Source organism: Pseudoalteromonas sp. DY56-GL79, assembly GCF_041414765.1.
Taxonomy (GTDB): Bacteria; Pseudomonadota; Gammaproteobacteria; order Enterobacterales; family Alteromonadaceae; genus Pseudoalteromonas; species Pseudoalteromonas piscicida.
The window spans coordinates 23,903-46,820 of the sequence record NZ_JANHZS010000036.1; the positions used below are offsets into that span (position 1 = coordinate 23,903).

At 43.9% G+C, this 22,918-nt stretch carries 20 protein-coding genes; 13 read left to right on the forward strand and 7 right to left on the reverse strand.

Going from position 1 to position 22,918, the window contains the following annotated elements; genetic code table 11:
• Positions 1–249 precede the first annotated feature (249 nt).
• Positions 250–4,053, forward strand: coding sequence for a bifunctional proline dehydrogenase/L-glutamate gamma-semialdehyde dehydrogenase PutA (putA, locus tag NO992_RS21420; protein WP_371380386.1), 3,804 nt, complete (start codon positions 250–252; stop codon positions 4,051–4,053).
• 71 nt (positions 4,054–4,124) lie between these two features.
• Here the strand turns inward: putA and NO992_RS21425 are convergent, their stop codons facing one another.
• A complete protein-coding gene (locus NO992_RS21425) occupies positions 4,125–4,379 on the reverse strand; it encodes a helix-turn-helix transcriptional regulator (protein ID WP_010371972.1) in 255 nt (84 codons plus the stop codon).
• Between the two features lie 227 nt (positions 4,380–4,606).
• On the opposite strand from NO992_RS21425, the gene NO992_RS21430 reads away from it, so the two are divergent.
• The 3 genes from NO992_RS21430 to NO992_RS21440 are packed head-to-tail and all read left to right on the forward strand — an operon-like array spanning position 4,607 to position 6,420.
• A complete protein-coding gene (locus tag NO992_RS21430; RefSeq protein WP_010371973.1) occupies positions 4,607–5,290 on the forward strand; it encodes a S24 family peptidase in 684 nt (227 codons plus the stop codon).
• Positions 5,291–5,297: 7 nt separating this feature from the next.
• Complete coding sequence (locus NO992_RS21435; protein WP_010371975.1) at positions 5,298–5,933, forward strand: LysE family translocator; 636 nt, start codon at positions 5,298–5,300, stop codon at positions 5,931–5,933.
• Between the two features lie 28 nt (positions 5,934–5,961).
• Positions 5,962–6,420 (forward strand): methylglyoxal synthase, encoded by a 459-nt coding sequence (locus tag NO992_RS21440; RefSeq protein ID WP_102057321.1) that lies wholly within the window; start codon positions 5,962–5,964, stop codon positions 6,418–6,420.
• Positions 6,421–6,465: 45 nt separating this feature from the next.
• On the opposite strand, the gene yegD is transcribed toward NO992_RS21440, so the two are convergent.
• Together yegD and NO992_RS21450 are read right to left on the reverse strand one after the other, a co-directional pair.
• Positions 6,466–7,824, reverse strand: a complete 1,359-nt coding sequence (gene yegD, locus NO992_RS21445) for a molecular chaperone (protein ID WP_371380390.1) — start codon at positions 7,822–7,824, stop codon at positions 6,466–6,468.
• A gap of 538 nt (positions 7,825–8,362) precedes the next feature.
• The gene (locus NO992_RS21450) at positions 8,363–9,304 is read right to left on the reverse strand and encodes a diguanylate cyclase domain-containing protein (protein WP_371380392.1); all 942 of its coding nucleotides are present in this window, start codon (positions 9,302–9,304) and stop codon (positions 8,363–8,365) included.
• Positions 9,305–9,591: 287 nt separating this feature from the next.
• Here NO992_RS21450 and NO992_RS21455 point away from each other — a divergent pair, with 287 nt between their 5' ends.
• The 9 genes from NO992_RS21455 (at position 9,592) to NO992_RS21495 (ending at position 16,790) form a co-directional block, all read left to right on the forward strand.
• The gene (locus tag NO992_RS21455) at positions 9,592–10,374 is read left to right on the forward strand and encodes a sporulation protein (RefSeq protein ID WP_371380394.1); all 783 of its coding nucleotides are present in this window, start codon (positions 9,592–9,594) and stop codon (positions 10,372–10,374) included.
• A 289-nt stretch (positions 10,375–10,663) separates the two neighbouring features.
• Positions 10,664–11,602 (forward strand): hypothetical protein, encoded by a 939-nt coding sequence (locus NO992_RS21460; protein ID WP_017216338.1) that lies wholly within the window; start codon positions 10,664–10,666, stop codon positions 11,600–11,602.
• Positions 11,603–11,625: 23 nt separating this feature from the next.
• A complete protein-coding gene (locus NO992_RS21465; protein WP_349197934.1) occupies positions 11,626–12,525 on the forward strand; it encodes a DUF350 domain-containing protein in 900 nt (299 codons plus the stop codon).
• An 87-nt stretch (positions 12,526–12,612) separates the two neighbouring features.
• Positions 12,613–14,265, forward strand: a complete 1,653-nt coding sequence (locus tag NO992_RS21470) for a polyamine aminopropyltransferase (protein WP_371380411.1) — start codon at positions 12,613–12,615, stop codon at positions 14,263–14,265.
• An 80-nt stretch (positions 14,266–14,345) separates the two neighbouring features.
• Positions 14,346–14,759 carry a DUF2170 family protein gene (locus tag NO992_RS21475; protein WP_010371994.1) on the forward strand — a complete coding sequence of 138 codons (414 nt, stop codon included), beginning with the start codon at positions 14,346–14,348 and terminating at the stop codon, positions 14,757–14,759.
• Positions 14,760–14,774: 15 nt separating this feature from the next.
• Positions 14,775–15,464, forward strand: coding sequence for a PspA/IM30 family protein (locus tag NO992_RS21480; protein WP_010371996.1), 690 nt, complete (start codon positions 14,775–14,777; stop codon positions 15,462–15,464).
• Between the two features lie 65 nt (positions 15,465–15,529).
• Positions 15,530–16,168: a DUF4178 domain-containing protein gene (locus NO992_RS21485; protein ID WP_253105520.1), complete on the forward strand. Its 639-nt coding sequence runs from the start codon at positions 15,530–15,532 to the stop codon at positions 16,166–16,168.
• Positions 16,165–16,491: a hypothetical protein gene (locus NO992_RS21490; RefSeq protein ID WP_017216343.1), complete on the forward strand. Its 327-nt coding sequence runs from the start codon at positions 16,165–16,167 to the stop codon at positions 16,489–16,491. Before NO992_RS21485 ends, NO992_RS21490 begins: the two co-directional genes overlap by 4 nt.
• Before the next feature lie 68 nt (positions 16,492–16,559).
• Positions 16,560–16,790 carry a hypothetical protein gene (locus NO992_RS21495; RefSeq protein WP_371380397.1) on the forward strand — a complete coding sequence of 77 codons (231 nt, stop codon included), beginning with the start codon at positions 16,560–16,562 and terminating at the stop codon, positions 16,788–16,790.
• A gap of 362 nt (positions 16,791–17,152) precedes the next feature.
• Here the strand turns inward: NO992_RS21495 and NO992_RS21500 are convergent, their stop codons facing one another.
• From NO992_RS21500 to NO992_RS21515, 4 genes are all read right to left on the reverse strand, one after another.
• The gene (locus NO992_RS21500; protein WP_017216344.1) at positions 17,153–17,632 is read right to left on the reverse strand and encodes an FKBP-type peptidyl-prolyl cis-trans isomerase; all 480 of its coding nucleotides are present in this window, start codon (positions 17,630–17,632) and stop codon (positions 17,153–17,155) included.
• Positions 17,619–20,048, reverse strand: coding sequence for a Lon protease family protein (locus tag NO992_RS21505; RefSeq protein WP_371380399.1), 2,430 nt, complete (start codon positions 20,046–20,048; stop codon positions 17,619–17,621). Before NO992_RS21505 ends, NO992_RS21500 begins: the two co-directional genes overlap by 14 nt.
• A gap of 71 nt (positions 20,049–20,119) precedes the next feature.
• Entirely contained in the window at positions 20,120–20,578 is a 459-nt protein-coding gene (locus NO992_RS21510; protein WP_010372012.1) for a hypothetical protein, read from the reverse strand.
• Positions 20,579–20,712: 134 nt separating this feature from the next.
• A complete protein-coding gene (locus NO992_RS21515; RefSeq protein ID WP_371380401.1) occupies positions 20,713–22,848 on the reverse strand; it encodes a TonB-dependent receptor in 2,136 nt (711 codons plus the stop codon).
• Between the last annotated feature and the right edge of the window lie 70 nt (positions 22,849–22,918).

The window sequence follows — 22,918 nt, forward strand, 5'->3', positions numbered from 1 at the left end:
CGAACATTTAGATAATGCATTCTGGCTAAAATTTGAACCCCCAAATGGGTGTGTTATGGTTAGCAATGTGACTGCATCATTTTGTCGTAATTGAGGCTTCCTATACAAATTAAACTACACTTTCAACCTTTGGTTGCTTAGTTTGGCATCAGTTCAGATGTAGTTTTGTAATCTGCACATTAAGGTGTGTGATTCCATAGGCAGGCGCGAATTACATGTATTTTTGACTCCAATTTTTGAGGGTTGCTTATGCTTTATAACGGCGATTTGACAACTAACTGTCCTATCCGACAAAAGATCCGTGATTTTTACCGCATTGATGAGAATGCAGTAATTGATCATATTTTACCTTTAGCTGAGGTAGGCGTTACAGCTCGAAGCCGAGCATGGGAACGTGCACGTCAAATGGTATTGAACATTCGTAGAGATCAAGATGGTCAAAACGGTGTAGACGCGCTTTTAAATGAATTCTCTCTTTCTACCGAAGAAGGCGTGGTACTGATGTGTTTGGCCGAAGCTTTACTTCGTGTACCAGACAAAGCAACACAAGAAAGCCTGATCCGCGACAAGCTCGCAAAAGGCGACTGGAGTTCACACCTAGGCAGCAGCGACTCGCTATTTGTTAACGCTTCAAGCTGGGGTCTACTCGTTACCGGTAAAATGGTTAACTATTCAGACAAGAATAAAGAAGAACAATTTGGCGTGTTAAAGCGTACAATTGGTCGTCTTGGTGAGCCGGTTATCCGTAAATCCGTTAACTACGCGATGAAGATCATGGGTAAGCAGTTTGTAATGGGTGAAACCATTCAAGATGCTATCGATCGTGCCGCTGATAAAGAACAAAAAGGTTATGTATATTCGTACGACATGCTAGGTGAAGGCGCACGTACGATGCGTGATGCAGATCGTTACTTCCAAAGCTATATGACCGCTATTCACGCGATCGGTAAAGCAGCGAAAGGCCGTGGCCCAATTAAGAGCCCAGGTATCTCAGTGAAGCTTTCTGCTATCCACCCGCGCTACGAATTCACACATCGTGACCGCGTGATAGACGAGCTTGTACCTAAGCTAAAAGAACTTGCTATTGCTGCGAAAGAATACGATATCGGTTTCACGGTTGATGCGGAAGAAGCGGATCGTTTAGATATCTCACTTGATGTTATCGAAGCGGTATTCTCAGACGACGCGCTTGGCGACTGGAATGGTTTTGGTCTTGCAGTACAAGCATATCAAAAACGTGCTATTTTCGTTGTGGAATGGGTAGCAGAACTTGCTCGTCGCGTAGGCCGTAAACTGATGGTGCGTCTAGTTAAAGGTGCTTACTGGGATACAGAAATCAAAAACACTCAACAAGATGGTCTTGAGCACTTCCCTGTGTTCACTCGTAAAGCAACGACTGACGTTTCTTATAAAGCGTGTGCTATTAAGCTACTTGAAGCTCGCGATGTGCTATTCCCGCAGTTTGCGACGCATAATGCTTACACCGCAGCAACCATTCTAGAAGTGGCCAAAGGCGATAACAAAGGGTTCGAATTCCAACGTTTACACGGTATGGGTGAATCACTTTACGACCAAATCGTTGAAAACGAAGGAATTCAGTGTCGTGTGTATGCACCAGTTGGTCAGCACGAAGACCTACTTGCTTATCTGGTACGCCGTCTACTTGAAAATGGTGCAAACTCATCATTCGTAAACGCAATCGTTGATACCACTAAACCTGTTGAGTCACTACTTCCAGATCCTGTAGAAACGCTGCAAGGCCTACGTAACCGTTACAATACGCAAATTAAACTACCTATCGAGCTTTATGGCGATGAGCGTCCAAACTCAAAAGGTAAAGACCTAACGGACATCAACGATTTAACACCGTTTAAAGAAAACCTAGACAACTGGTTTAACGAACATCTAATCGATGAAAGCCAAGTACCAGAGGGTCACCTTGCTGTTCGTAACCCTGCGAACCACAAACAAGTGATTGGATCTGTGCCTTTACACGATGAAGCACACATGCAAAGCGTGCTTGCCAATGCTGATGCGGCTTTTGAAAGTTGGTCTCAAACCTCAGTTGAAGAGCGTGCAAACCTACTACGCCGTACTGCTGACATCCTTGAACGTCACCATGACGAACTTGTTGCCATCTGTATTAAAGAAGCTGGTAAAGTAACCCAAGACAGCATCGATGAAGTACGTGAAGCCGTTGACTTCTGTCGCTACTATGCAGCACGTGCAGAAGAGCTTTCTAAAGATGAGCGCTTTGAAGCTCGTGGCGTGATTTTATGTATCAGCCCGTGGAACTTCCCACTTGCGATCTTCTTAGGTCAGGTAGCTGCCGCTATCGTGACAGGTAATACCGTTATTGCAAAGCCTGCTGAACAAACCAGTATGATTGCACTGCGTTGTATTGAATTAATGCATACCGTTGGCTTACCGGAGCACGTAGTACAACCGGTTATCGCACGCGGTAGCGAAGTGGGTAAACACATCGTGCCTGACGAGCGTATCCAAGCGGTTATGTTCACAGGTTCAACAGAGACTGGTACGCTTATCTCACAAATTCTTGCTGAGCGTAACGATATTCAGGTTCCTCTGATCGCAGAAACTGGTGGTCAAAACTGTATGATCGTTGACTCAACAGCATTACCAGAGCAAGTGGTTGACGATGTTATTTCTTCAGGCTTCCAAAGTGCCGGTCAACGCTGTTCAGCACTTCGTGTGTTGTTCTTACAAGAAGATGTTGCTGACGGTATCATTGAAATGATCCAAGGTGCGCTTAAAGAGCTACATATCGGCGACCCATCGCTACTATCTACAGACGTAGGTCCAGTAATCGACGAAAAAGCGCTGACCACTTTGACTAAGCATGTTGATTACATGAAGTCGAACGGTAAGCTACTATTCGAAGCTAAGATCCCCGATAACAGCGAGAACGGCGCTTACTTCTTCGCTCCGCGCCTATATGAGATTGCTGATCTATCCGTGCTTAAGCGTGAAGTATTCGGTCCGGTAGTCCACGTTGTACGCTTCAAAGCTGATCAACTTGATAATGTGATCGACCAAATCAATGGTACAGGCTACGGTCTAACGATGGGCGTTCATTCACGTATTGAAGAGCGCTGCGAATACCTAGCTAAGATGTCGCGTGCAGGTAACGTATACGTGAACCGTAACATGATTGGTGCGATTGTTGGTGTTCAGCCATTTGGTGGTCGTGGCTTATCTGGTACAGGTCCAAAAGCAGGTGGTCCAAACTACCTACTTCGCCTTGTGAAAGAAAAAGCGTCACCAGACAACGTCCAAATGACAGATCTGACGCCTGATGAACTAGAGATCCACCACTTCCCAGGTGCCGTTGAGCAAGTTGAAAAACTGATGCAAAACTCTAAGCGTGATGAGAAGATCTGGCGTCGTACTGCGCTTAATGACCGTGTTTCGGCAGTGCGTCAGCTACTTGCTAAAGTAGCAACAGTAGACATCATTGATGAGCTGGCGGATGATTTATCATTAACGCTTTCTGATGCACGTGCTCAGCTAAACCGCTTAGAAAAGCGTATGCGTACTTACACAACACTACCGGGACCTACTGGTGAGTCGAACACGCTGCACTTAGAAGCGCGTGGTTGTGTAGTGGTATATGCCGATAAGAGTACGTCGTTCAACTTCTGGGCGATTTCAATTATCACAGCACTTGCTGCCGGTAACACAGTGATCACAGTAGCCTCTGACTTATTCTATGAAGAAGCATTGGCATTTAGAGATAAGTTCATCTCAACTGGCGTTGCTGAAGGCGTATTCCAAGTAGCGAAGCAAAACCAGCTACAAGCGATTTTGGCACACCCTCACCTTGCAGGTGCTGTTGTGGCTGCGCGCTCTTCACGTCTTGGTTACTTCTCACAGCAACTTGCAGAGCGCAAAGGTGCTATCCTGCCTGTGATCAGTGCAGAGTACTACGATACGCTTATCAACCGTCTTGTGACTGAGAAAACCATCAGTATCGATACCACAGCTTCTGGTGGTAACACTTCACTGATGACACTTGTTGAAGACGAAGAGTAAGAGAATATAAGTCGCTATGTTAGACATAGCGACTTTATTGAACAAAGCCAGCATAAGCTGGCTTTAATTTTTTACGCAGCGCTTGATGTCCTTAATCCCACAATGACATTAACAATGTCCATTAAATAAACATCTTCAACCAAAGCAATCACATCATTCCATTTAGGGTTGTATTCGTTATTCTCCCAGCGCCTTAATGTTCGCTCCTCTATACCATAGCTTGCGGCTGATTCAGCTTGAGTAAAACCGCGACTTTTACGTGCAAATCTAAGTATGGCAGCACCAAGCGGCGCGCGTTCAGAAATTAAAGGTTGGCTCATTAACATTACACTCATTCCTTAAAAAATTGCGCAAATATATGACTTTTAGAAAAATCACTTATTTACGCACTCACTGACTAAATGCATTCACTGCGTAATTTAATGAAGATAATAGATCTGTTTTTTACGCATTACAACGAAAAAATGGATCTTTTTTGCGTCAAAAATGATTTTACTTCGCAAAAAATAGCCCATATAATGACGCACACGTATCATTATTTAAGAGGCAACGCATGGAACAAAGTCTCATGAGCCTAGCGGAGCGCGTAGAATATGCGATCAAGCCGGACAGTATTAGAGCTTTTGCGTTAAAAATTGATGTATCTGAAGGGACGCTGCGCAGAATATTAAAAGGGGAAGACCCAAAACTCAGTGTGATTGAACGCATTGCTAAACAGGCCAACGTAGATTTGATGTGGCTCGTTACCGGGATCCCACTTGATTGCAAAACCGAATCACCAATCATCCAGCAAAGTATTACCTTGGAAGACTTCAATGAAGACTTTGTTGTTGTGCCTGGCTACCATGTCTCTGTCAGCACCGGTTATGGTGCATTTAACCAAAGTGCCGAGGTTGCACGTTATCTTGCATTTAGAAAAAAGTGGATTGAATTTAAAAACCTAGATAAGTCACAGCTGGTCGTAGTGTTTGCCAAAGGCGACTCTATGGAACCCACTATTCATAATAACAATACAATTTTAGTGGATTTATCGGATAAAAAGTTAAGCGAAGGCCTGATCTATGTTGTCCGCCTTGGTGAAGAGCTTTATGCCAAGCGCTTACAACAAAACTTTGATGGCTCAGTACGCTTGATTAGCGATAATAAAGAATACCGAGAACAAGTTGTGATGCCGAATGAATTGGAGCAGCTGGAAATTCTCGGTAAAGTGGTATGGATTGGTAAAGATCTAATTTAATAATACGATGCTAAATCTTGAATACTTATTCTCATTTTTAATCGCCAGCATGGTAATTGCCGTGGCACCGGGTCCATCCAATGCGTTTTTAATGGCGCAGACCTTTACTAATGGCCGCGCTGCTGGCATGCAGAGCGCATTAGGCTTTGCACTCGGTGGGGTGATCCACACACTCTTTGCCGTTGTCGGCTTATCGGCACTCCTAAAAGCCTCAGAGACCGCCTATACCACAGTGCAATACCTCGGCGCAGCTTACTTAGCTTATCTAGGTGTAATGACTATCAAAGAGACGCTTGGGAAGGGGCAGATAGCTTGCGAGGAAAAACCACACGTTAGCACCAAAAAGCCTAAAAACGTGATGTTCCAAGCAATGATGACGGAAGTCTTAAATCCCAAAGTCGCCTTGTTTTTTATTGCATTTATTCCTCAGTTTGTCGATAGTAGCTTGACGACCTCGACAACGATGCAACTGGCCATGTTTGGCTTACTTTATCCTATTTTAGCTTTTCCCATCGACTGCATGTACATCTACGGTGGTGATAAAATCGCGGGCTATTTTAGGCAGCATCCCGCAGCGCCGGTGTGGATTGATCGAATTTCAGGCTTAATTTTTATCGCATTGGCAGTCAACTTATTACTCTAAACAGTTACGCAAAATAGGAGCAGTACACATGCAAAAACGTTCACAGCCACTGCCAGCTAAAAAGCATATTGCTTTGGTTGCACACGATGGCATGAAACCAGCCCTACTTGAGTGGTGTCAGACTCACTTAGATAGCCTTAAACAGCACAAGCTTTACGCTACGGGCACAACGGGTAACCTAATAGAAAAGCATACTGGTTTAGAAGTAACAAAGCTATTTAGTGGCCCAATGGGTGGCGACCAGCAAATTGGTGCCAAAATTGCGGAGCAAGATGTTCATGTCTTGATTTTCTTTTGGGATCCGCTGGCGTCACAGCCTCACGATCCGGATGTAAAAGCACTGTTGAGACTCGCTGCTGTTTGGAATATTCCCGTCGCCTGTAATGAAGCAACGGCAGATTTACTGATGGCGTGCGATAAAATGAACCAGCCAATCGCAAGGCATTTACCTGATTATGAGCAGTACCTTGCTAGTCGCTTAGATTGATAGATAGAAGCGGTTTGTGACCCGCTTCTCTGTTGATGACGTCGATTACTTAAATATTTTATCCGCCCACTTAGTCAAGCCTGCAGTAACACTACCAAAGTTATCCCCGTTCACCATTTCAATATCACCAACTTGCTGTGCAAGCGTTGCCTTGAGTAACGGTGATTGCGCACTACCGCCAGTCAGATAAATTACATCGGGTTTTGATCCCGCTTGATGAATCGCTTCTTTCGCAAGCATGCCCATCTGTTCTATGTTCGACATGACCGACTCGGCAAAATCTTGCTGCGTAAATTCAGAGGTTAACTGTGGCTCAATAAAGCCAAGATCAGCATTAAATTTTGCTTGCTCAGAGAGTGCTATCTTACCAAGCTCACCTTCACGAACCACTTGATGGGTAAGTTTGTTCTGTTGAATATGAAGTAAACGCGCCAGCTTTTGCGGCTCGGCGACATCTCGCAACATGCTTTGCAATTCTCGCGCTAATTTATCGCTGTAGAAGTCTAGTTGAGACTGAATATCATTGATTTTACATGCCTGCCAATACAGTTGACTAGGCATCGGCAAACCTGAACTCATGTTAGAACCTAGACCACACAACGGCATTAATTGGTGATAAGCTAGCGCAATATCTAAGTCGTTACCGCCGATACGTTTGCCCGTATGCGCTAAAAAGTCTTGTTGGCGCTGTGTGTTATTGCGATAGCTTGGCCCCATTCGGACAAACGAACAATCGCTAGTACCACCGCCGATATCAACCACCAGCACAAGTTTATCTTGCTGAAGACGGCTTTCGTACTCAATCCCCGCTGCGAGCGGTTCGAAGAGAAAATCCACTTCCTTAAACCCAGCTCTTTTTGCGGCGGTGGTAAGAATATTAACCGCTTGTTGGTTGCTTTCTTCTCCACCGACGGACTGAAAGTTAACAGGTCGACCAATCACAGTGTCGGTGATGGACTGTTGCAACTGCGACTCGGCACGGCGCTTAATCTCCATCATCATCGCCGCAGCAATATCTTCAAAGAAGGCGATTTGTTGAGGTTTAAGCCCAACCGCACCAAAGAAGGACTTGGGTGATTTTACAAAAAAACCTTCTTCGGGAAATTCGATATACTCAGAAATCGCCGCTTGACCAAAAAAAACGCCCGCTTCATGCGCTTCTAAATCGAGATCGCGTTTGGCTTGCTGTGCTACCGTTAGCAGCCCTTGGCGAGACTGTGTGTAGACTGGATCTGGTTCACTCAGATGACGGTTAACAAATGCAGGAATTAACGCATTGTGCATCGCATACATAGTCGAAGGCAGGTAATATTTATCTTGCTCGAGACGCAGTAAGTCCACTTCACCATTTTGCATGACACCCATCGCACAATTAGAACTTCCGTAATCAAACCCGACTTTCATTCTCTACCTCAAACTGCTGAAAAGTCGCGAAGTGTATCATGGTTGTCGTTATTGTCAGATGAATTTATCTAGGTTCCAGTACCATTAATAGGCTTATTGCGAGAAGCATAGTGGAATAAGCCTGTTGGATCTCAGTCTCCACCATTTTGCATGACACTTTAGGCATTGCACAATGAGAACTTCCGTAATCAAACCCGACTTCCAATCTCTACCTCAAATGGCTGAAAAGTCGCGAAGTGTATCATGGTTGTCGTTATTGTCAGATGAATTTATCTAGGGCCTGTTGATCTTTCAAGTTTGTTTTTGCAGCAGTTTGACTGGTATTTATACAAGGCAGAGCCTGCGTAGCATAGTTATTCTATGTAAGTCAGGTGATAACACAGTAGAAATGCCAGTCAAGCGCTGCCCTTTGGGTTCACCTGAGTGCGCTTTGTTCATTGTTGCTCAACTTTTGCCTAGATTACTAGGCGGCAAGTCGAGCGTCGCTACCAAAACACACTCAGAAGAACAAAAATCAAACAGCAAAGGTCAACAGGCCCTAGGTTCCAACATCCTTAATTGGTTTGTTGTGGAAAGCATAGCGCACGCTGTCAGATTGCTTGGCTTGATACATAGCGGAATCTGCCTGTTGGATCCCAGTCTCGATATCGAGGTTATTAAATAGACTGACGCCGATACTAATCCGACAACTTAGCTTATTGCCTTCAAAGAGATATGGCTTATCTACCTTGTTGATTATTTGCTGGCAGATCCCAACCACATGAGATTCGGCTTGAGGCTGTTGTGGAGATAAGTGAGTGATTAAAATCACAAACTCATCGCCTCCCCAACGGATCACCACATCATCTTGGCGTACGCTAGCACACAAACGCTGGGCAACTGCCTTAAGTAGCTGATCTCCCACATGATGGCCATGCAAGTCATTTACTTTTTTAAAATCGTCAAGGTCCAAAAACAAGACTGCACTGTAGCTACCAAGCTGCTGACCTATACGGAGCTGCTCCGTTAACCCATGTTGGAGAACATGGCGATTCGGTAGCTCGGTTAATTGGTCATGATACGCCAGCTTCTCGGCTTCAAGATACTCCAACTTACGGTCATTGATATCCCGAGATAACACGATAAAACGTGTTTCTGCATGATTATCGCTTGCAGTGACAACCTTACGGGCAATAGAGACCTCAAACCAACGCTCGCCAACAGGCGTAGACAAGTGAATATGGCTACCATGTGAGTAGCCGTTAATTTTTGCTTCCTGTAATGCCTGCATCACTATTTTAGCGGCTTGCTCTGGCATCACTTCAGTCACCGTATGGCCAATCAATTGTTCTGCAGGCGCGACTAATAACTCAGGGCGGAGTATTCTGGCGTCCCAGTGTCGCCCCTCTTCGTCCAGTTCAAACATCAAGTCCGGCATCGCACTCAATGTCGACGCCAATTCCTCATAGCTCGGTTGCACCAAAGCTTGAGTGCGGGCCATACGACGGTCCTTAATCATGAGGCGTTGCAACATCCTGTTCCATAATTCTATAAACTTGAACTTTGCAATTTGAAACATGCCAATGAACACAGCTCATCTACGGCTATCGTTATAAAAATAATATACCAATTTTATGAATTATGGCTAATTACCGACTGCATCATAAAAAATATTTTCAAGTCATCGGCTTCGAAGGAGAAAAGCAATTGACGAATTGATAATAATTCCTATAATCGACACGGCAGCGCTTTCCATGATGGAAGGTCACAAGATATATAAGGATGACTATGTCTTTTTTCAAAAAAGCCCTTGGCGCAGTCGGTATCGGTGCAGCAAAAGTAGATACCATCTTAGAAACCCATCATGCCTCCCCTGGCGAAGAAATTTCTGGAACGGTAAAAATCATCGGTGGCAAAGTTGCTCAAGAGATCAACAAAATAGATCTTAGCGTAATGTGCAACTACACAGTTGAAAGAGAAGACAGTGAAGGTGAAACAACGACCATCACTAAAAACCACACCCTCGCTAAATTTCAAATCAACGAACGATTTACTATCGAACCCGGTGATGAAAAGCACATTCCATTCGCGCTTGACCTCGCTGAAGAAACCCCGCTTACTGTTGGCCAATCCAAAACTTGGATCGCTACCAACCTTGATATTGATATGGCGCTCGACAAGTCAGATAGGGACTATTTACATATCGTACCTACCGAGCTACAACAAGCGGCTATCGATGCGATGGAAGCGCTTGGCTTTAAACTTTATGAATCAGACTGTGAAGGTATTGATGAAGTATCATTCTCACGCCTGCCATTCGTACAAGAACTAGAGTTTAAAACGATCACAGGTGACTTCCATGGTCGCTTTGATGAGGTAGAAGTGGTTTTCTTTAATCGTGGTGAGCAACTTGAAATCATCTTTGAGATTGATCGCAAAGCGCGAGGCTTTAAAGGCTTCTTTGCGGAGGCGCTAGACCTTGATGAGTCAAAAGCCAGATTGTTGATAGATGAAGCAGATTTAGAAGACCTAGAAGATACTATCTATGACATTCTAGAGGCGAATTGCTAAGGTATATTAACCTTATAGTATTGATAGATTTATATTGATGCTTTGGTGATCGTTGCATTCATACGAATGCAACTTCTATATGAACAAACCCTATTATTATCCCAATCCACCTAACGCTATGGTTTATGTTAATACAAATGTTAAGGTGTATAGGTAATAACTTTCTAGACTGATTTATTGTTACAATTTAAGCCCCTTTAACATGCCGATCACGGCACGTTTGAGTTGACTTAAACTCAATAAAACAGCACATTAAAACGAATGGTCAAGGTAGATTAGGTGACAATGAATGTCCAACTTTAGAATTTGGAAACTGGTTAGCCTACTGTGTGTTTTGAGCCTAATGCTGGGCTGCGAATCGAAAGAAGAACGTATCCAGCAAACCATTACACATACACTTCAAGAAGCTTCAACAGCGATAAATACGCTGGGAACCGCCCTTGATAAAAAGCAGGTGAGAAACGCCAACCTTTTGACTGAGTATGGCAAAGTACTTAGTCAGCAAAAACCTCAGCTCAGTGAAATTGCGCAAATTATTTCCCAAGACGCAACAAGCAGTGGAACCTTATATCAGAGTTTATTGACTCGTTATCAGTCCCTCAAGTCCCCCGCTCCAAGTATGAACAGCGATGATATTATCAACCAAGCGCTCTTGTTAAAAGAAGCTGCTTCCATCAGTTTGTTCAATGATGCGCTGACAGATCCAATCAATGTTTTAGCCGATATGTCAGATGGGAAGCTAGCGCGAGTCGGCGCAATCAGTCAGCAAGCAGAACAAACAGCAAATGGTCAGACCGGTGTCGGTAACCAGCTTGTTGGTAATGCCAACTATGGCGAATGGCAGACCAACTCAAACGGCACTAGCTTTTGGATGTGGTACGGCATGTATCGCATGCTTGGCGATATTGTTGGTGATGTTGAATATGGTCGCTGGAGTAAACACCGCAAATACAGCTACTACAGTGACTATGGTCGCCATAGATACACCAGTTATAAAAGCTACAAACGCCAAACTGAACTCGCCAAACGTACTCAACAATCGTATCAAAGACAGGGTAAACAGTTTACCAGTCCCTATGCCAAGAAAAAGTCTGGCGCGTCAGGGTTAAGTCGAAGTAGTAATACCCCATCAGCAGTAACTCGAAGCAGCTACTCTCGAACCTCAAGCTACGGCTCAGTTCGCAATAGCTCAAGTAGAACCTCCCGTGGCGTAAGCCGGGGCAAATAGCGCATATATAGCGGAGTTAACACATGTACCAATTTAACGGATTAACAGCTTGGACTTTTCAAGCATTGCTAATAGATATGGCGGTGATCGTCGCGTTGTTTGTTAGCTTAAAATACATCAAAGGTTGGGTATCTAACCTTCATGCAAACGATGAAATAACAGAAAAAGACAACTTTGCATTTGGCCTCAGCTTTGCTGGTGGTTTAGCAGGTTTAGCCATTGTGATTTCAGGTATTTCAAGTGGTGCTTTTGCCAGTTCTTTGGCTCAAGAAGCACTACAAATGGCGGGCTATGGTATCGTTGGTATCATTCTTATCAAACTCGGACACTTTTTCCAAGATAAAGTCGCGTTACGCAAGGTGAACCTTCATGACGAAATCGTTAAAGGTAATGTCACCTCAGCACTGATTGATTTTGGCCATGTGGTGAGCGTTGCCATTGTGATCCGCTCAGCTTTGCTTTGGGTACTCACAGAGGGCTGGTATGGTTTACCGATTGTGGTTGCGGCCTTCATTATTGGTAATATTTGTATGCTGCTTGTAAGCCAATACCGAGTACAACTATTTAAGCGCACCAACAAAAGTGGCGACTGTTTACAGCAAGCAATCAAAGACAACAATATCGCAGTCGGGATCCGCTACGCGGGCTTTTTAATCGGCTCAGCACTGGCACTAACTGCGGCGTCCGGTTTAGCGCCGTATGTAGCGGACAATATTAACTCAAGTTTACTGTACTGGAGTATTGCGGCACTGGGTAGCATTGTGCTTTTCATCATCTTGCACCTCATCATGATAAAAATTATTCTGGCGGGTAAAGATATTTCCGATGAAGTGAACAGACAAAAGAATGTTGGTGTTGCTGCAATCTCAGCCGCGCTTTCTTTTGCGATTGGTACGACTATGGCAAGTTTGTTAGGTGCATAACCCTTGAGCGCATCTGCACCACAAACTTCAGCAAGAGTGACCGGCAACTGGTCGTTGTTCGGTCACGACACCCTACTAATTGGCGTCATGGCTATTTTGGCCGGTTGCGGCCTAATCTACGAATATTTACTCTCCCATTATGCTGGTCGCGTTTTAGGCTCCGTAGAAAGCGCGATTTATGCCATGATAGGCACTATGATCGTGGCCATGGGCATTGGCGCATTTTTAGCACGCTGGTTTAAAGATCCTTTTACCGCTTTTGCTTGGCTTGAAAGCCTAATCGCGCTACTGGGCATGAGCAGTATTTTGGTGATCGCCAGTGTTATTGCACTTACCTATACCCTGCCCCATACACTTTCTAGCCTATACAGCCTGCCTCCCGATAGTGTCTTAGATGGAATGCCATTTGCGCAATTACAAGCATTTGCCCGATTTCTACCTTATGTTTTCGGCCTCATCCTAGGTATTTTAATCGGCATGGAAATTCCGCTGATCGCTAGGATCCGTCAACAAGTGTATGGCCGCTTCCTTGAAAATAACGCAGGTACCATTTATGGGGCGGATTATATCGGTGCTGGTGTTGGTGCTGCTATTTGGGTCACGATTATGCTTGCGTTGCCAATAATGCAAGCAGCAGCGTGGACTGCGCTATTTAATATTGTTGCAGGACTTATCTTCCTATGGCGTTACCATGCTCATGTCCGCTTCGCTAAGCTGCTGTTTGCTTGCCATTTTGTTCTACTTGGTATCTTTTTCGTCATCCTGAGTCATGGCTCTCTTTGGATGAAGGGCCTCAGCAACGTGCTTTACAAAGACAAAGTGATCTACTCAGAGTCAACGAAGTATCAACATGTTGTCATCACTGAGCGATTAAGCCGCGCACAACCCATGCCAATTAACGATTTGTTCTTAAATGGTCGATTACAGTTTTCATCTGTGGATGAACAGATCTATCACACTATGCTCGTTTATCCTGCAATGCTGGCATCCAACCGTCGCGAAAAGGTATTAATCATTGGTGGCGGAGATGGTCTGGCACTTCGAGATGTACTGGAATGGCCAGTAGAGAATGCAACCTTAATCGATTTGGATGGACAACTACTTTCATTATTTGGACTACAAGGGCAGCCTTACCCTGCTAGACCACATATCACCAGTCAATTAACCCGCTTGAATGGCGACGCGTTAAACGACCCAAGAGCGACGGTTATCGTTGCAGATGCATTTTTAGAAGTAGAAAAAATGCTCGACCAAGGTAGACAATTTGACACTATTATTATCGACTTACCCGACCCTAATCACCCTGATTTGAATAAGCTATATAGCGACTACTTTTATAATCATGTGCGTCAATTACTGGCACCCGATGGTGCACTCGCTATTCAGTCAACGTCTCCCTATCACGCCAAAAAAGCGTTTATTAGCATAGCCAAAACGGTAAAACATGCCGGGTTTACGCATGTTGAGCAATACCAACAGAATATTCCCTCATTTGGCCAATGGGGATGGACAATCGCAACGAGAGCAGGACAACCGGCAAGTGCTAGGATCCGGGCAGTCGAGTCTTTGCCTGTTCCAAGTAACTGGATAAATAAAGAGTATTTACTCGCGACTTTCGCCTTCCCAAATCGCTTTTTTGACGGAGCAAAAGATATTGAAGTCAACCAGTTAGGAACGGGGAGACTATACGATTATTATCGCCAAGCATGGCAAACAGAAGATGAGTTGTATAAAAATTAGCGCACGGCCATTGACATATTATGTCTTACGTGCAACTCTTAACTCAGACATAATATGTCAAAACAAAAAGGTAAATGAAGATGGAATTAAATGAACTATCAATCAAATTAGCATCATTTGAAACAGAAGGTGCTAACTTCGAATCTTTCTTAATCGCCAATGAAGGCGAGCAAGATGTATTGCAAGTGATTGTTGACGGAAATGACGAATTACCAATTTTTGTGACTCAGACTGAAGAACAACTTGTATGCATTAGTTACCTATTTAAAGAGAATGAGGTAAAGCCTGAGTTGCTAAACGAGTTAAACGAAGCACTATTAAAATTGAATGTGCCGATCCCGCTGAGTGCGTTTGCTAAAATTGATGAGCAGTATGCGATATTTGGTGCTCTAGCCGTTTCCTCCTCAATTGATGAGATCACGCACGAACTGGTCACCCTCGCGGACAATGCAATCGAAGCATTAGATGCAGTGACTGTGTATTTGAATGAATAATATTGGAGTTGTGAAATGAGTATTTTAAAGAAATTATTTACTGCTGTTCGTGGTGGCGCTAGAGAAGTTGGTGAGTCAATTGTTGATGCAAATGGCATTCGTATTTTTGAGCAAGAAATTGCTGACGCACAAAACGCATTAGCTAAAGCCAAAAAAAGCTTAACAGAAGTTATGGCGAAAGAGATGCAGACAAAACGCAAATTAGCTGCACTTGACGAAAGCATTATCGAGCATGAAAACTATGCTGGACAAGCGCTCGAAAAAGGTAACGAAGCTTTAGCGGTAGAAATCGCAGAGAAAATCGGTGAATTTGAAGTTGAGCGCGCAGAGCATCAGCAAGTGCTAGACGGCTTTAGTAAACATGTGATCCTGTTAAAACAGCAGATCAAAGAAGCTGAAAAAACGATTAAAGAAAACCAACGCCAGCTGACAATGGTGAAAACCACAGACAGCGTTCAAAAAGCAACCATGGCAGTAAACAGTACGCTAAATACCAATGCGTCATCTATGGTAAATGCACGTCAGTCGCTTGAGCGTATCAAGCAACGCCAGCAAGATAGGCAAGATCAACTGGCTGCGGCAAAAGAGCTTGAAGCCGCTGCAACGGGTGCAGATCTAAAAGCTAAAATGGCAGAAGCAGGTATTGGCTCTACGCAAAAGAGTAATGATATTCTTGAACGTATTAGAGCTAAACAAAGCAACTAATATTTACTGATTAGAAAAAGGAGGCCTCGCCTCCTTTTTACCCTTTTTGATTATGTAGGTGCATTATGTTTGGCTTTTTTAAATCAAAAAAAACTCCTGAGCGACAACTTACTCATGCAAAAGATCTGAAAGTTGGGGACATGCTCACCATCATCGATTCGTTCGCTTACCCAAGCTGGCTCAAGGGACAAACCCTAAAAGTTGTTGGCGTACAAACTTACCAATTTGAGCGCAGCGCTGCATATGAATTTGTTCTCGAAAGTGATTCAGGTAACATTACTTTCTTGCAAATTGAACAAAGTGACGGTGAGGAATACGCGAATTTCTCTATCAAAATCCAAAGAGAAGATGTCGATGCTATTTTTACGCTTGATGAATTTGCGCGTATTTTCGATGAAGAAGCACTGACCCACATCAACACCCACACCACTCCAGAGATTTTCGAGCGATTTTTAGGCAAAAGCTATCAACAAAGTGAAGCGCCATACGTTTGCTATTTTTACGATAGTGATTATCGCGGTCGCACCTTGCCACGCTATCAAGATGAAAGTGGCGAAGTATGTGAAGTTATCGAGTTACTGAGTCCTGACGAAAAGTTCGCTATCAACATCGAGATCTGGGATGGGGGGGAAACTGACGTGTCACTAACTATGTGCCGCCCACTGAGCGATATTGTCGACTTATTTCCTGGAGCTAACTCGTGACCACAAGAGAAGACAAGTGGAAACGTCAAGAAGTGGCATTGAGGGCCACACAAATGGCCTTCGATTTAACCACGGAAGTACAAAAAAGCATTAAAAAGCAGGCGATAGACGAAGAGCTAACGCCATCCGATATGATCAGAAAGATCCTTAATTTAGAAGTTAAATCGAAGAAAACTCGGCAACGCTTATCCTTCAATCTAACCGATGATGAAATCGCACTACTGGCGGAACGTTTTGGCGTTGACCCCAACGACAAACGGGCTGTAAAACAGCAAGTCGCCAACATGCTGCTTAGTCGCTATACAGAAAATAAAGAGAAGTGAGCAGTAATACCAACCCATTAATTCTCCAACTATTTTAAATAGTTAAAGCTACAACCTAAGAGGGAACGATGACAGAAGCAGAGATTAAGAAAAGTATTGATAAACATAGTGTGAAACCACTTATTTTCGTAGTCATCATGATGTTACTAATAGCATTATTGAATAACTACTTATTGGAAGATGACCCATTATCTTCCAACCTATTAATTTTAGGAGCATTAGCTGCTGGCATACACATCTTCAAAAATATCCTCTGTGACGTCCTTGTCACAAAATCAGCACAGGATGGCTCTAAATAACCTGAGCTGCGGATAATTAATGCCTTTCTAGCAGCTAGTTTTAGCGCTAACTGCGTTGAATTCACTTCCAATAGCCAGCTATTGGTGCGTAAATTCGCCTTGCCTACAGGATGTAGGTACCTTAGCGAGAGCAGGACGCGAAAGCGGTGTTTTCCCTAAAACTCTCTGGCTAGACAAGGAAAAAACTAAGTTGTGCTTTAGCAACAATGAGTTGGAACATTCCTTATCCAAACCTCAGGTTAAATAACCTGAGCTTAAATAACATCATTCCTCTCTAGCAGCCCACTTTAACAATTGTAGCGATGGTTAATCACGCTTGGGCAAATAAAGATAGCTGCTAGGGACTCATCGCTTTGAGATCATCACTCTACCGCGAGCAGCTCAACTTCAAACACTAATAACGAACCCGGTTCGATTTTACCTGCTGCGCGGTCACCGTAGCCTAGATCCGGACCAATCCAGAAGCGGTATTTATCCCCTTCGCTCATCAACTGCACACCTTCGGTCCAACCCGGGATCACTTGATTAAGTCCAAAACTGATGGGTTGGTCACGCAGTACCGAACTGTCGAATACGGAGCCATCAAGTAAAGTGCCATGATAATGCACTTTAACTTTGCTCGTTGCATTTGGCTGTTTGCCGCCGTCAGTTTGAGTGATTATTTCGTACTGAAGACCTGAGTCAGTTTTATGTACCTCTGCGCGCTTTTCGTTTTCTTTCAAAAAGTCTGCCGCTTGAATTCGATTAAACTGCGCAAGCTGCTTTTGTTTCTGACCACCTCGAAAAAACACCACTGCAATCACCAGTGCAACGATAACGAGGATAATGTTAGTTGTCGTCATGGCTTTCTTCTCCTTTGTCGTCATCGCCGTTTACTACTTTTGCAATACGTTCAAGTTTCGCCATTGCAACTGCATTGATACTGTTTTCGGGATAGCCTTCATCACTTAGCGCCCCTGCTGGTCTATCCATTAACAAGCTAAGCGCTTCATCTACTGTGGCAACGGCGTAGACATGGAATAAGCCTTTTTCAACAGCCGCAATCACTTCATCATCTAACACTAAGTTGACCTTGTTAGATTCAGGGACAATCACCCCTTGCTTACCTGTGAGGCCTCGCATTTTGCAGAGTTTAAAGAAGCCTTCGATTTTTTCGTTTACACCACCAATGGCTTGTACTTCACCGTGTTGGTTTATTGAGCCAGTGAGCGCTAAAGATTGATCTACGGGTAGTTGCGTCACCGCCGATAGCAGCGCACAAAGTTCTGCAAGTGATGCGCTATCACCGTCAATAAAACCATAATTTTGTTCAATGGCGATATTTGCGCTAAGTGTCAGGCTAAAGTCTTGCGCATACTTATTACCTAGGTAACCCGTAAGCAGCATCACGCCTTTTGAGTGAATTGACTTACCTAAATCTACCTCACGTTCAACGTCAATCACCCCGTCAGCACCCGCGTATACCGTAGAGGTAATACGCGCAGGCGTACCAAATGCGGTGTCACCAATATGCAGTACCGTCAGGCCATTTACCTTACCAATTGCGGTGCCTTCAGTTGCAATCAAAGTATGCCCTTCTTGAATATCGCTGAGCATGTTTTCACTCAACTGCCCAGTCCGATATTCTTTTCCAGCTATCGCTTCATCGATGTGATTAGCGGCTATTTGGTTTACGCCATCTTGCTTGGCATAAAAACTGGCTTCTGCCACCAGCTCCAAAACATCAGCAAAGCGCGCCGAAAGCTTACTGTGGTGCTCCGCTTGGCGATAGCTAAATTTAAGCATACGCGCCAGCGCCGCTGAGCTAAGCTCAATCTTCAAGGTATCATTACAGTATTCCATCACCTTAGTGATAAATTGATACTGCATTTTGTCCGAGCTTGGTAAATAGTAATCAAAATCGGCCAGCACTCTAAATAGTTCTGCAAACTCTTCATCGTACTCACCTATGGTGTAATATAGATCTCTCGAACCCAAAAGAATAATTTTGACATCCAATGGAATTAACTGCGGCTTTAAGGTAAAGCTGCTGCCCACCGAATTGTCTTGATACGGTAGGTCATTTTTAATTTGGTGGGTTTTTAACGACAGTTTAAGGCCATCCCACACTTGCGCGTTAGCCATGACCTTTTCAGCATCCATGATCAGATAACCGCCATTGGCGCGGTGCAATGCACCGGCTTGAATAGAGCGATAGCTGGTGATCAAATTACCTTGAGAGGTTGCATATTCCACCTTACCAAAAATATTACCAAAGGTCGGATTTGGCTCATACACCACAGGCGCAGGGTCGTCCTCTTTAAACTCAACCAGAATATTGGGCGCAAAAAAGTCCGTGAGCATTCCCTTTGAGTCAAAGTCATCTTTGTTTTCATCGCCGTTGCTACTATCGTCGTCTAGCCAATCTAATACCGCATCGACAATTTCAACCTTCAGATCTTTAAGATAACGCAGCACGCCAATGTGTGCGGCATACTTATGCTCAAGTGCTTTTAATAGCGGTTTAGTCGCAACTTCGATGGTGGTTTTTTTAAGATTACGTAAGCGCTCAGAAGATTCACGCTTCCATCTTGGCAGCTCAATAAGCGATTCGATTAGGGCATCTTCTAATGTTTCTATTGCGGTTAAAAAGTGTGCCTGAACATGCTCGTCCAAAGCCGAAAACTCCGTATCACTGAGCTGCTTACCATCGACCACAGGAGCAAAGCCAACAGTCCCCGTATCTTCTATCAGTGCAACGCTCATATTCATAGCTTGCTGCTCAACAGCGGTGATCGCAGCATCGTATTTTTGTTCGAATTCTTTATCTAGCGACTTTTTCTTGCGTTGATAACCCGGATTGTCAAAAGCTGCAGGAAAAGTATCTAAGATCTCATCGATAAAGGCGTCAATATCAGCCTCAAGCTGCTTACTTTCACCCGCCTGCATAAATAGCGCGATAGGCTCGCGGTGGTCGTCGTAGTTGTTGACGTACAACCATTCTTTAGGCGTTGGCTTAGTTTTACTGTGTGCCTCAAGCTTGTCTTTTACCATGGTAAAACGACCCAGCGCCGCTTCTCCCATGACATACACATTATAACCAGGAAGCTCCATTCCCAAGGCAAAGTCTAGCGCGGTTTGAGCGCGCTGCTGGCCAATAAACGGTAGCGCTTCTGGGTAAGGGTTTTGGATACAATTTTCTATGTGAGTCAACGAAACTGATGGCGCGAGCTGGCTCGCAGGCAGTGCTTTTTCAGACGACAATTTAGATTTGGTCATTCTAACTTCTTTGTATTATTCGCATACGTTAGTCTACTCAGCTTGGTGCTCCCGAGCTGAGCGCCCACACTTTAGGGCGCTAATGCTTTTCTAGTATATTCCCCATGCCCGCACTCGCTGCAAGCTGGGATCTTGATGGCATAATAAACATCTAATTTATAGCCACAATTCTTACACACTAATTGTCCCAAAGCTATCCATTCACCTTCTTTATAAATGCCTTGGTGTTCAAAATCTTTTAAAAGTGCGGACCACTCAAGTTGAGTTCTATCTTCTAATTGGGATATTTCGAATAAGATGTTGGCTTTGAGTTCACTCCAAGCCGCTTCATCGTAGAAGGTTTTGTTTTCGAGAAGATGTTCCAAGTCACGTTTTAGATAGTAACTATAATCATCATAGGTTTGTTTGGTGTAGTCTTTCAGTGCGCTCTGCGCTTCCCAGAATCGCTTAGATAAATCGTCAATTTCATGTTCTTTGACGTCTTTGAGCCAATCGGAAAATTGATCCAGCCATTTTTGATAATCCGCCATTGCTACACTCCTGTTTCGCCAATAGATTAAGTGTAGACCAGATATACCATTCATTGTATTAGGGTTTGCTGAACTTGGTGCTCAGCAAACCCATTTTTCTTCAGATTATGAAGCCAAAAGTCATTGCTATTAGCTTAAAAACGATACTTCACGCCAACCGTTGCTGTTGTACCAAGGCCTTTAATGTTATAGCCACCGTACGTATAGGCTTGTGCGCGAGCTGGGAAGTAGTCTGAGTTAAATAAGTTCTCAATACCAACAAACGCTTGCCAACTTTGGTCGAATTGATATTGACCACTAAAGTTAACCACATTATAGCTGTCAATTGGACCTTGATCGCCAACATAGTTGCCTTTATCGTTCCGCTCGAAACGTTTACGGTCGCCGACATGTAACCAGCTTAATGTCATCGATAACGCATCAACTGGCTGCCAGTTTAGGTTTGCCGTAAGCTTTGGTGGACTAATTTGTCTAGAGCCAAGATAAGTATCGGCTTCAGTATCTTTACCCTCTACATAGCTATATGTCGCAATGAGCTTTAGCGTGTCGTTGATCTTGTAATCGACAAGTGCCTCATAACCCCATATTTTTTGTGGTGCTCGAACTGGCTCATAAACTCCGGTTACTTCATTGAATTTATTCGTTGTACCAAACTCAGACGTACTTCTATATGCCGCAAATTCAAATCGTAACGTCTCAAATTGAGAGTTAAAGCCGATTTCGTAGTTATCAACAATCGATGCTTCTGTTTGAATTTGACCAATGTCTTCTACCGTTGCACTGCGCAGCAGACGGCCAATATCCGAGATATCAGAGCCCTGCGAGTAACTGGCGAATGGGCTAAACTTTTCATTTGCGTTATATTTAATACCCACATTGTAAGTTGTGGCATCATAGTCAATGGTGTCGCCTTTCACGTTAAGTGGCACAGAGCACTGACCCGCTGAACGGCAAAGTTTTAGTGTTTGGTAATCAGCTACCGCAAGATCAATGCTTTCTTGTCTCACTCCCGCTTTTAACACTAGGTCATCCGCAACAATCCACTTGGTCTGTAGGTAACCTGCGATGCTTTCCATGTCCATTTCTGGCACCCAAATACGACCATCGACAAGTGGCTGTGAGGTCACATCATTCAACGCATCGATACCATAAATGAAGGTAGCTTGGACATTGTCAAAATCAACCAAGGTATTAAATGTCGCACGCGCGCCCTTTTTTTCAGAGCGGATGATAGATTGACCGCCAGTGTATCCTTCATCAGGGTTTGCTAAGCTTGGAGAGAAGAAGAACACGTTCTCAATGTCTTGCATATACGCATCAAGCGTCATTTGTGTATTAGCAAAAACTTCTATATCGGTGTATTTCAAAGTAATGTTTTCATTACCTTCTGGCCCTTGAGGCTTACCTTGTTTTTGCTGAGCTGGTGGCACGTGAATAGCGTAAGATTTTTCACCTAAATTGATGTTACCAAACACATCACCTAGGTCAGTTTTTTGCTGAGAACTGTAGAAGTTGTAGCTAAATTGCAGTTGCTTGTCTTCATCAAAGTCATAGCCAAGCTTAGTAAAATAGTTTTCTGTCACAGTATCCGACAGACCATACTGTAAACCCAGAATATCACCTTCAGCATCACGCTGAACACCATTTTCTTCATAGCTTGCCGTGACTAAATAACTAAATTGGTCAACGCGGCCATTAACCGCGCCCGCAATTCGAGCACCGGCGCTCTCTGCAAGCTTTACTGCGCTAAAGCGGCTAGATAGGCTAATTTCACCTTCTGGTTTGCCATCGCTTTTGGCCTGCTTGGTGATGTAGTTAATGATCCCGCCTGAAGCACCATTGCCATAAATTGAGGTTGCCCCTTTGATCACTTCTATACGGGCGATGGCACTTGGATCGAGTGTTTTTACACCTAAAGAACCATTTCGTAGTGGTGTAGACTGAGGTACACCATCAATCATCACCAGTGGTGCACGTCCACGCAACGATTGCCCAGTATTACTTGAACTACCCGTATCCGGAGCAAGACCAGGAACAATTTGAGATAACAAACTTTGTAGTTCTGGATTTACTTTTAAATGATCTTCGATTTGTTTTTGATTAATAATCGTAATAGAGGCAGGCACTTCATCGATGCTTTCAAACACACGACTGCCCGAGACCACGATATGCTCCATATCTGCAGCTTGAAGATCTTTAACATTGGTATCGTCTGCAATGGCTGCTGCGCTAACAGCCAACGCTACCATACTGAGAGTAGTTTTTAACATGGTTATCCTTGCTGGATTTAGAATAATAATGATGTAAAAAGCGGCAATATAATATTGGCAAACCTCAGTA

Excerpts from the sequence above, each read along its gene's own strand:
- NO992_RS21435 (WP_010371975.1), top strand. The coding sequence starts at position 5,298 with ATGCTAAATCTTGAATACTTATTCTCATTTTTAATCGCCAGCATGGTA.
- NO992_RS21470 (WP_371380411.1), top strand. The coding sequence starts at position 12,613 with ATGGCTATTTTGGCCGGTTGCGGCCTAATCTACGAATATTTACTCTCC.
- NO992_RS21450 (WP_371380392.1), bottom strand. The coding sequence starts at position 9,304 with ATGGCCCGCACTCAAGCTTTGGTGCAACCGAGCTATGAGGAATTGGCG.
- NO992_RS21480 (WP_010371996.1), top strand. The coding sequence starts at position 14,775 with ATGAGTATTTTAAAGAAATTATTTACTGCTGTTCGTGGTGGCGCTAGA.
- NO992_RS21475 (WP_010371994.1), top strand. The coding sequence starts at position 14,346 with ATGGAATTAAATGAACTATCAATCAAATTAGCATCATTTGAAACAGAA.
- NO992_RS21425 (WP_010371972.1), bottom strand. The coding sequence starts at position 4,379 with ATGTTAATGAGCCAACCTTTAATTTCTGAACGCGCGCCGCTTGGTGCT.
- yegD (WP_371380390.1), bottom strand. The coding sequence starts at position 7,824 with ATGAAAGTCGGGTTTGATTACGGAAGTTCTAATTGTGCGATGGGTGTC.
- NO992_RS21505 (WP_371380399.1), bottom strand. The coding sequence starts at position 20,048 with ATGACCAAATCTAAATTGTCGTCTGAAAAAGCACTGCCTGCGAGCCAG.
- NO992_RS21485 (WP_253105520.1), top strand. The coding sequence starts at position 15,530 with ATGTTTGGCTTTTTTAAATCAAAAAAAACTCCTGAGCGACAACTTACT.
- putA (WP_371380386.1), top strand. The coding sequence starts at position 250 with ATGCTTTATAACGGCGATTTGACAACTAACTGTCCTATCCGACAAAAG.
- NO992_RS21495 (WP_371380397.1), top strand. The coding sequence starts at position 16,560 with ATGACAGAAGCAGAGATTAAGAAAAGTATTGATAAACATAGTGTGAAA.
- NO992_RS21515 (WP_371380401.1), bottom strand. The coding sequence starts at position 22,848 with ATGTTAAAAACTACTCTCAGTATGGTAGCGTTGGCTGTTAGCGCAGCA.
- NO992_RS21465 (WP_349197934.1), top strand. The coding sequence starts at position 11,626 with ATGTACCAATTTAACGGATTAACAGCTTGGACTTTTCAAGCATTGCTA.
- NO992_RS21430 (WP_010371973.1), top strand. The coding sequence starts at position 4,607 with ATGGAACAAAGTCTCATGAGCCTAGCGGAGCGCGTAGAATATGCGATC.
- NO992_RS21455 (WP_371380394.1), top strand. The coding sequence starts at position 9,592 with ATGTCTTTTTTCAAAAAAGCCCTTGGCGCAGTCGGTATCGGTGCAGCA.
- NO992_RS21500 (WP_017216344.1), bottom strand. The coding sequence starts at position 17,632 with ATGACGACAACTAACATTATCCTCGTTATCGTTGCACTGGTGATTGCA.
- NO992_RS21440 (WP_102057321.1), top strand. The coding sequence starts at position 5,962 with ATGCAAAAACGTTCACAGCCACTGCCAGCTAAAAAGCATATTGCTTTG.
- NO992_RS21510 (WP_010372012.1), bottom strand. The coding sequence starts at position 20,578 with ATGGCGGATTATCAAAAATGGCTGGATCAATTTTCCGATTGGCTCAAA.
- NO992_RS21460 (WP_017216338.1), top strand. The coding sequence starts at position 10,664 with ATGTCCAACTTTAGAATTTGGAAACTGGTTAGCCTACTGTGTGTTTTG.